Annotated in this window: 5 protein-coding genes; all 5 read right to left on the reverse strand. The window is 75.2% G+C overall.

Annotated elements, in window-relative coordinates:
* Positions 1 to 41 precede the first annotated feature (41 nt).
* Positions 42 to 1,262 (reverse strand): glycosyltransferase family 4 protein, encoded by a 1,221-nt coding sequence (locus WDV86_RS12060; RefSeq protein ID WP_339567885.1) that lies wholly within the window; start codon positions 1,260 to 1,262, stop codon positions 42 to 44.
* A gap of 198 nt (positions 1,263 to 1,460) precedes the next feature.
* Positions 1,461 to 5,345: a LamG-like jellyroll fold domain-containing protein gene (locus WDV86_RS12065; protein WP_339567886.1), complete on the reverse strand. Its 3,885-nt coding sequence runs from the start codon at positions 5,343 to 5,345 to the stop codon at positions 1,461 to 1,463.
* Positions 5,346 to 5,417: 72 nt separating this feature from the next.
* Positions 5,418 to 5,591 carry a hypothetical protein gene (locus WDV86_RS12070; protein WP_339567887.1) on the reverse strand — a complete coding sequence of 58 codons (174 nt, stop codon included), beginning with the start codon at positions 5,589 to 5,591 and terminating at the stop codon, positions 5,418 to 5,420.
* Positions 5,592 to 5,608: 17 nt separating this feature from the next.
* Positions 5,609 to 6,847 carry a hypothetical protein gene (locus WDV86_RS12075; RefSeq protein WP_339567888.1) on the reverse strand — a complete coding sequence of 413 codons (1,239 nt, stop codon included), beginning with the start codon at positions 6,845 to 6,847 and terminating at the stop codon, positions 5,609 to 5,611.
* Positions 6,848 to 7,065: 218 nt separating this feature from the next.
* On the reverse strand, positions 7,066 to 8,895 hold a 1,830-nt coding region (gene mfd, locus WDV86_RS12080), incomplete at its 5' end, for a transcription-repair coupling factor (protein ID WP_339567889.1).

The following is an 8,895-nucleotide window of genomic DNA, read 5'->3' on the forward strand; positions in this document are numbered from 1 at the left end:
TGGTGACGCCTGCTTCGTGCGGCTCCCCGGCCATCCTGGTCTCAGCGCTCCCAGCCGGGACGCCGCTGCCCGCGGCCGGCGACGACGTCGAGGTAGACCCGCTCGAGCAGCTCGGCGGAGCGGTCCCAGGAGTGGTCGGCGAGGACGCGCTCGCGCACCGGGTCACCGTCCGGCCCGGGGTCCGCCGTCGTCACCACCGCGGCGAGCGCCGCGGCGAGCGCGGCGTCGTCGCCCGCCGGGACGAGGGCGTGCCGGCCGGGGCGCTCGCCGAGCAGCTCGACGTGCGGGGCGATGTCGCTGGCGACGACGCGCGTCCCGGCGCCCAGGGCCTCGAGCACCGTCAGCGGCATCCCCTCCAGGACCGACGGCTGCACGAGAGCGGTCGCGTGCTGGTGCAGGGCCCGCAGCGTCTCGCCGTACTGGTAGCCGGGCATGAGGACGCGGGGGTCGCGGGCGGCGAGGTCGGCCAGCTCGGCGGTGTAGGCGCCGGAGAAGGAGGAGTCCCCGACGAGGACGAGCCGGGTGGCGCCCGGGACGCGCGCGTAGGCGCGCAGCAGCTGGTCGGGCCGCTTCTCGGGGACGAGCCGCCCGACGAAGAGCAGGTACGGGGCGCCGGCGAGCCCCAGCAGCTCCTCGACCAGACGCCGCGGTGCCGGGGCGTAGGACGGCGCGCCGTTGGTGACGAGCGCGACGTCACGCCCGAACCGCTCGGCGTAGTGGCGTCGCAGGTCGGCGGAGACGACGGTCACGGCGTCGGGCGCGGACCCGGAGAGCCGGTGCCCCAGCTCCAGCACCCGGCGGGCGCCACCGCCCCACTTGGCCCGCTCGTGGTCGAGCCCGTGGATCGTCTGGACGACGCGGGCGCTCGGGTGGGCCCGCACCAGCGGGCTCAGCAGCCCGGGCCCGAGGGCGTGCAGGTGGACGACGTCGACCCCGCTCGCCAGGGCGTGCGCCGTCGACGTCGTGCTGTGGGTGATGGCGTCCAGGTGCTTGGACCGCACGGCGGGCGTGGTGACCAGCCGCATGCCGCGGTGCTCGCGCCGCTCGCGGGCCGGCCGCCCGTCGAGCCCGCCGTACCCCTGACGGCAGTAGACGGTGACCTCGTGGCCCCGCTCGACGAGGCGACGACCCAGCTCCTCGACGTGGTGCTCGATGCCCCCGAACGTGGCGGGCATGCCCTTCTGGCCGACCATGGCGATGCGCAGGGGGCGGTAGGGGGCCACCTCGTGCAGCCGGTGCAGGGGCAGCGCGGGCGAGGTCACGAGCTCACGCCCTGCTCTCCGGCCGTCACCGTGCAGGCGGACGCGGTGGTGTCGGGAAGACTCACGGTCACCTCTCGCTGATGGCGCCGCTCGCCCGCGCCCGGCTCTCCCCGCTGTCGTCACCGACGGTAGCCCACGAGCAGGCGCCGGACGCTCCTCGTGTCCTCCGAACGAGGGACACCCGTCGCCCGGACGCGCTCACCCCACCGTCGTCGCCACCAGGTCGTCGACGAGGAGGGTGGCGGGCTGCCCCGAGCCGGACACGTAGAGCGAGACGCCGAGCCCGCCGGCCGCCTGCAGTGACGGCGTCGCGTCGACGGCCGACGCCAGCCAGGCCTCGGGCTCGGCGGAAGCGGCGGGCCACACCTTGACGGCGAGCTGGGTCGTGCCCGTGCCGGTCACCTGCAGCCGCACGCGCAGCGGCTGGCCAGGCGCGGCCTGCACCCCGGGCACGACGCTCGTGCTGAGCGTCGTCTCCACGCCGTCGACGACCTTGGCCAGGTAGACGACGACGCGCCCGTCAGCCTGGTAGCGGACCTTCGCCCGGTAGTCGTCGGTGGCCGAGACCCGCCGACCCACGACCGTGGCGAAGAGCCCACCGCCGGTCGGGGCGGTGTCCACGGCGAGGGTCGTGGCGACGTCCGTCGCGGCCGACCTCGTGTCGGGGAGCACCGCCGTGCGGTTGACCCCGGCCCGCTCCGCCTGCAGGCGCGCCGAGCCACCCGCGACCGAGAAGCTGCTGGTCGGACCGGCCGTCGTGGTCCAGGAGCCACCGACCTCGGCAGCGCCCAGGCCCTCGCTGACGTCCCGCTCGAAGGCGTCACGGGCCAGGAGCGCCAGCGCCGGCGACGTCGTGGCGGGCACCTGGCCGGGCGCCGGTGCGGTGACCGTCACGGTCGTCCGGGTGCTCGCCGTGGCGCCCCGGTCGTCGCTGACGACGAGCGTGACGTCGTAGGTGCCGGCCGCGAGGTAGGCGTGAGACGTCGTCACTCCCGTGCCGCGCGCGCCGTCACCGAAGTCCCAGGCGTAAGAGGTGACGGTCCCGTCGGCGTCGGCGCTGGCCGACGCGTCCACCTCCACGGTGAGGCCGTCCGTCGTGACGGTCGCCGCGGCGGTCGGCGTCTCGTTCGGCAGGTCCCCGCCCCCCGCGAGGAAGTGCGAGCGCACCTGCGCGGCGCTGAGCGCCCGCGAGAAGATCGAGGCCTCGTCGACCCGCCCGGCCAGGTGGTGGCTCGTCGTGCCGGTGAGCGCGGCGTCCCCACCGAGACGCCAGAAGCCCGGGGCTGCCGGCCGCCCTGCGACGTCGCTGCTGCCGGCGAGGACGCCGTCGACGTACAGCGCCGTGCCCGCGCCGTCCTGCGTCGCGACGACCTGGTGCCAACTGCCGTCGGCGTAGCCGCTCGTCGTCTCGACGACCCCGCCGGGGACCACCAGGCGCAGGCGGCCGTCGTCCAGCACCTGCACCGACCTCTCGACGCGGGCACTACGGCCGGAGGCCGCGTCCCCCAGGCTCACGAGGCCGCCGCCACGGGTCGACGACGTGGCGAACCAGACCTCGGCGCTCCACGTGGCGGGAGCCGCGACGCGCTCGCGGGTGGCCACCTCGTCGTCAGAGCCGTCGAGCGCGACGGCACCGTCGAGCCGGCCGGCCGTCGTCCACCGGGCACCGCCGAGCACCACGCCGTCCCGGTTCGCCGAGCCGGCGTCGGAGGTGGTCGTCCCGCTCGTCTCGTCCAGCCGCCAGAAGAGGTCGGGATCGCCGTCGTGGACGGCCTGGCCGTAGGCGTCGGACGGCCGCCGGCCGCCGGCCGGGGTCCGCCCGCTGGCGCTGTAGTGCGCCGCGACCTGGCGGGGCGTCAGCGCCGCGCCGTAGACCGACACGTCGTCGACGTCGCCCGCCAAGGAGTTGACGCCGGCCCGCGACCAGCCGTTGACGCGGTCCCCGCCCACCCGCCAGAAGCCGGTGTAGTCCCGCGCCGACGTCACCGTGGGAGAGGTGGCGACCCGGCGCCCGTCGACGTAGAGCGACTGCCCCTGCGGGCCCAGCGTGCCGACGACCTGGTGCCAGCGGCCGTCGTTGTACCCGGTCCCTGAGCTGAGCACCCGGTTGGTGCCGGAGATCACGCCGAAGGAGACCCGACCTGCGCCGTCGAGGTAGAGGTGGCGGTCGGCGACGCTGCTGGTGCCGTCGCTGCTGCTGCCGAAGCCGACCACCTTGCCGCCGCTCGTGCTGCGCGTGCGCACCCAGGCCTCGACGGTGAAGGTCTGGGGGGCAGACCCCGCCTGCCTCGTCGTGGCCGGCACGGCCTGCGTGCCGGCGAAGCGCGTCGCGGCGTCGCCGTCGAGGGCACCGTCCACCCCTCGGGTGGCCGACGTGCCGAGAGCCAGGTCGTCGTTGCCCACCCAGTCGACGGCCGCCGGACCGCTGGTCTCCCCGAGGCGCCAGAAGCTCCGGGCGCCGTCGGCGGTCACGGCGTCGACGTACGCGGCGGACGGCACGTCGCCGTCCGCGGTGACGACGGCCGCAGCCCGGCTCGTCATCGTGTTGCCCGACGCGTCGGTCACCCGGACGCGGTAGGTCGCCGTCGCGCCCCGCGGCGCCGTGCGGTCGGTGAAGGCCAGCGTCGGGCGTGACCACCAGGTGCTCGGGGCGGTGCGCCGGTCGAGGACCACCGAGCTCGTGGCGGTCGAGCCGCGCAGCAGCTCGTAGGTGAGGTCGGCGTCGTCACGGTCCCAGGAGCTCTTCCAGGTCACGTACGTGAGGCCGGGTGCGACGGCGGTGGCGGCCGGGGTCAGCTCGTCCCAGACCTGGGGCCCCTCCGTGCCGGGCGCCGCGGGACGGACGGCGAAGCGGGCCAGGCCCTGCTGCGCCACCCCGTTGACGCGGGGGAACTCACCCCCGAGGACGACGTACCGGCCGTCGCCCGTCACGTCCCACGCACCTTGCGCCTGCCCGGTGGCAGTGCCTTGCGCCACGGTCGGCAGCCAGTGCAGCAGCCCGGGCGCGGGCTTGCCGGCGAAGGCACCTGACCGGTTGGTCCCGGTCGCCACGGTCGTCGTCGCGAGGGCGCGCTGGTAGGTCTCGGGGCTCGTCTGCGGGTGACCGCCGAGCGGCGAGCAGTTGTGCGCGTGACCGACGGTGTAGAGGACCCCGCCGACCGGCTGGCTGGAGTAGGTGTCGCCGAGGCAGCCGTTGACCCACACGAGCGCCCCGCCGTCGACGGACGCCGCGAAGCTGTTCTCGAACTTGCTGGGTCCGCGGTAGTCGTACCCGGTGCCGTACACCTGCTGGCCGTCGGTCGACAGCGACCAGATCGCCGAGCTCGGTCCGTAGTTCTGGACGGTCTGGTTCACGGCCCACGGAAGCGGTCGGCCCGTGACGCGGTCCAGCGCACCGCTCCCGCGCGCGGCCTGCCCGCCGAGGGTCTCGAAGCGCCCGCTGACGACGACGCTCCCGGAGCCGGCGGGCACGACGAGCGCCATCACCTCCCTGTCCGCCACGGGGGCCCAGGTGGTGAGGGCGCCCGTGGACGCCGAGACGGCCGCGAGCCGGGTCCGCGGCTGGCCGCGCAGGACGCTGAAGTCCCCGCCGACGTAGAGCGTGCCGTCGGCCACGGCCAGGCCCCGCACCCGGCCGTTGGTGTCGGCCGCGAAGGCGGTGACGAGAGCACCCGTCGCCGCGTCGAAGGCGGCCACGCGCTTGCGGGCTGCACCGTTGGCTGCCGTGAAGTCACCGCCGACGTAGACGGTGCGCCCGTCCGCCGACGCCGTGATGACGAGACCCTGGGCGTCCAAGGTCGGCGCCCAGGAGGAGACGAGCTCCCCCGTCCGGATGTCGTAGGCGAGCAGGTTGGCCCGCTTCGTCTCCTGCGTGCCGGCCGCGGCGCCGGCGGGGCGGGCGGAGGTGAAGGAGCCGGTGGCGTACACCCGGTCGCCGACGACCACCTGGTCCCAGACGACGCCCGTCACCTGCACGGTGGGTAGGACGTCGGCGCTGACGGTCGACGGCGGGACGGGGGTCACCGCCGCCGCCTGGGCGGGAGCACCCACGACGACGAGGAGAAGGCCCCCCGCGACCCCCACCGCCGCCACCGTGGAGACGAGCTGCCGCCAAGCACGCTGCCCTGCACCCACCATGCCCATCGACCGCTCCCGCTACACCACGCCGCCCCAGGTGCCCTCACCGGTGGTCAGCGAGTCGACGGTAGGGCGGCCGCTCACGCAGGGTGGCGCCATCCGGCGCTCGATCCCCCAGACGGCGTACACGGCGTACCGCTCGTGCGAGCGGCCCCGCTCGCGGTGCTGCTCCGGGTGCTCCGAGCGGAGCACCCGACCACTGTCCCGCGTCACGGCGTCGGGCCGACGAGCGCCGAGGACTCCGGGAGGCTGTGGCGGAGGCTGACCCCCTCCTCCGCGGAGCCGGACAGCTGGGCGTGCACCCGGGTCGTCGTCACCTCCTCCGCCAGGCCCGGGTCGGTGTACACCTGCTGCCACTGCGGCACCGGGGTGCCGGCCAGCCACGCCCGCAGCTCCAACGCCTTCTCCTGGCCCTCCGCCGCCGGGCGTGGGTTGACCTCGAGGGTGACCCGCGCGCCCTGGCCGGCGCGCTGGTCGAGCACCGGGCCGTAGGCCGTCGCGTCCAGGTCGACCGCCGAGGCCCGGGTGGTGCTCAGCTGCAGGGCCCCGCTGGGGTTGACCTTGACCCGCCCCCGGTAGGTGGTGCCCTCCTCGGCGCCCGGCATCTCCAGGGAGAGCCACAGCGGCGCCGAGAGCGCCGGCACGGTGAAGCTCGTCGTGGTCGGCCCCGCCGCCTCGACCCACAGGCTGCAGTCGACCCCTCCGACCGGCAGGTCGAGCGTGGCGTCAGGATCCACCTGCTCCGCGGTCGTCGCCTCCGGGACGGGCGTCACCGCCCGGATCCCGCGGTGGCCGAAGGTGACCGACTGGTTGACCGACGCCGACAGCCGCGTCCACACCCTGGCCTCGGTCGGTGCCGCCATGGCCCCGGCCGGGTCGAGCAACCCGTACTGCCAGTCCGGGACATCGTGGCCGTCCACCCACGTGCGGACCTCGACCCCGCTCCGGCTGTCCGGCAGCGCCCGCACCTCCAGGTGGACGAGCGACCCCGCCGGCGCCCGCGAGGGCAGCACGGGTCCCTGGGAGAAGGTCTCCGAGCCGCGGACCAGGGAGGTGGCGCTCACCTGCATCTCCCCGTCGGCGGAGATGCGCACCCGGCCGCGGTAGCCCGGCGTCGTGGCGGTCTCCGCCAGCTCCACGGCGAACCACAACGGTCCGCCGGCGGCCAGGGCCGGCACCCGCACCGCCGTCGCGGCGACCCCCGGCGCGACGCCCCACCCGGTGGTGGCCACCCTGCCCGGCCGCAGCGAGAAGGTCCCGCCGCCCACCACCTGGACCGGCTCAGCGCTGGCGGCGGGCGAGGACCCGGTGGCCGAGGCGACCGCCCCGGCGGGCCCGAGGAGGAGACCTCCGGCGACGACGGCCGGGACGACGAGGAGCAGCCGACGATGCCGCCGCTGCGCGGGCTCCGGCGGACGGACGGGCGAGTGCGGTCGACGAGGACGCATGACGTGGCTCTCCGATGTCGGACAAGGGGCCGAGGAGTGCTGCCGCAGCGCCCGTGTCGAGAGCGCCGTCGTAGGACCTCTCCGCCCGGGACATCGGCGGCGTCGTCCCCACCGCTCCTCGCCTTGACGAGCGATGGCCGCCACCTCCCCGGTCAGACGCGCCCGTCACCCGGGTGCAGCGGCGGACGGACGACGCCGTAGGCCGTCCGGGCCGCTGGTCAGCGCGCCCCTGCGCCCGCCGCCACCCGCCCGGCCGCGGCGACGTCGTCGCCGAGCACGGCGTCGATCACGTCGGCGGCCCAGTCCAGCAGCGCCGTGCCCTGCAGCGGCTTGCCCCCGACCCGCGCCGTCCTCGGCGTCGGCACGAGCACCGACCTGAGCGCCGGCTTGACCAGCGAGCCCGGGTAGAGCCGCCGCAGCCGCAGCACCTGGCTGTCGCGCAGCTCCATCGGCGCGAACCGCACGGTGGCGCCCTGCGCGCTCACCTCGGTCACCCCGGCCGCCCTCGCCCGCACCCGGAACCGCGCCACCGCCAGCAGGTTCTCCACCGCCTGGCCGCCCACGGCCTCGGTCGGCTCGCCGTAGCGGTCCACCAGCTCGGCGCGCACCTCGGCGACCGCCTCGGCCGTCTCGGCGACGGCCAGCTTGCGGTAGGCCTCCAGCCGCAGCCGCTCGTGCGGCACGTACTCGTGCGGCAGGTGCGCGTCCACCGGCAGCTCGACCTTGATCTCCGCCGGCGGCTTGCCCTGGCTGTCCCCGCGGAAGTCGGCCACCGCCTCCCCCACGAGCCGGATGTACAGGTCGAACCCGACCCCGGCGATGTGACCGGACTGCTCCCCGCCCAGCAGGTTGCCGGCCCCGCGGATCTCCAGGTCCTTCATCGCGACCTGCATGCCCGAGCCCAGGTCGGTGTTCTGCGCGATCGTGGCCAACCGGTCGTTGGCGGTGTCGGTCAGCGGCCGGTCCGCCGGGTAGAGGAAGTAGGCGTACGCGCGCTCGCGGCCGCGGCCCACCCGGCCCCGCAGCTGGTGCAGCTGGGAGAGCCCGAACCGCTCGGCCCGTTCGAGGATGAGCGTGTTGGCGTTGGAGATGTCCAGGCCGGTCTCGATGATCGTCGTGCAGACCAGGACGTCGAAACGCTTGGCGTAGAAGTCGAGCACCGCCTGCTCCAGCGCCTGCTCGCTCATCTTCCCGTGGGCCACCGCGACGCGGGCCTCGGGCACGAGCTCGCGCAGGTGCGCGGCGGCCTTGTCGATCGTCTCCGTCTTGTTGTGGACGTAGAAGACCTGGCCCTCGCGCAGCAGCTCGCGGCGGACCGCTGCCGTGACCTGCTTGTCGTCGTAGGCCCCGACGAAGGTCAGCACCGGGTGGCGCTCCTCGGGCGGCGTCGCGAGCGTCGACATCTCCCGGATGCCGGTGACGGCCATCTCCAGCGTCCGCGGGATCGGCGTCGCGCTCATCGCGAGCACGTCGACGTCGGTGCGCAGCGCCTTCAGCGTCTCCTTGTGCTCGACGCCGAAGCGCTGCTCCTCGTCGACGATGACCAGGCCGAGGTCCTTGAAGCGCACCTCGCTGCCGAGCAGCCGGTGGGTGCCGACGACGAGGTCGACGCTGCCGTCGACGACGCCCTCGACCGTCTTCGCGGACTCGGCCGCGCTCGTGAAGCGCGACAGCGCGCGCACCGTGACGGGGAAGCCCGCGAAGCGCTCGGAGAAGGTCTCCAGGTGCTGCTGCACCAGCAGCGTCGTCGGCACGAGGACGGCGACCTGCTTGCCGTCCTGGATGGCCTTGAACGCCGCCCGCACCGCGATCTCGGTCTTGCCGTAACCGACGTCGCCGCAGATCAGCCGGTCCATCGGGACCGTCTTCTCCATGTCGGCCTTGACCTCGTCGATGCAGCTCAGCTGGTCGGGCGTCTCCACGTAGGGGAAGGCGTCCTCCAGCTCGCGCTGCCACGGGGTGTCGGGGCCGAAGGCGTGGCCCGAGGTCGCCATCCGCGCCGAGTACAGCCGCACGAGCTCGCCGGCGATCTCCTTGACCGCGCGGCG

The organism is Pseudokineococcus sp. 1T1Z-3 (genome assembly GCF_037482365.1).
Lineage (GTDB): Bacteria > Actinomycetota > Actinomycetes > Actinomycetales > Quadrisphaeraceae > Pseudokineococcus.

Excerpts from the sequence above, each read along its gene's own strand:
- WDV86_RS12075 (WP_339567888.1), bottom strand. The coding sequence starts at position 6,847 with ATGCGTCCTCGTCGACCGCACTCGCCCGTCCGTCCGCCGGAGCCCGCG.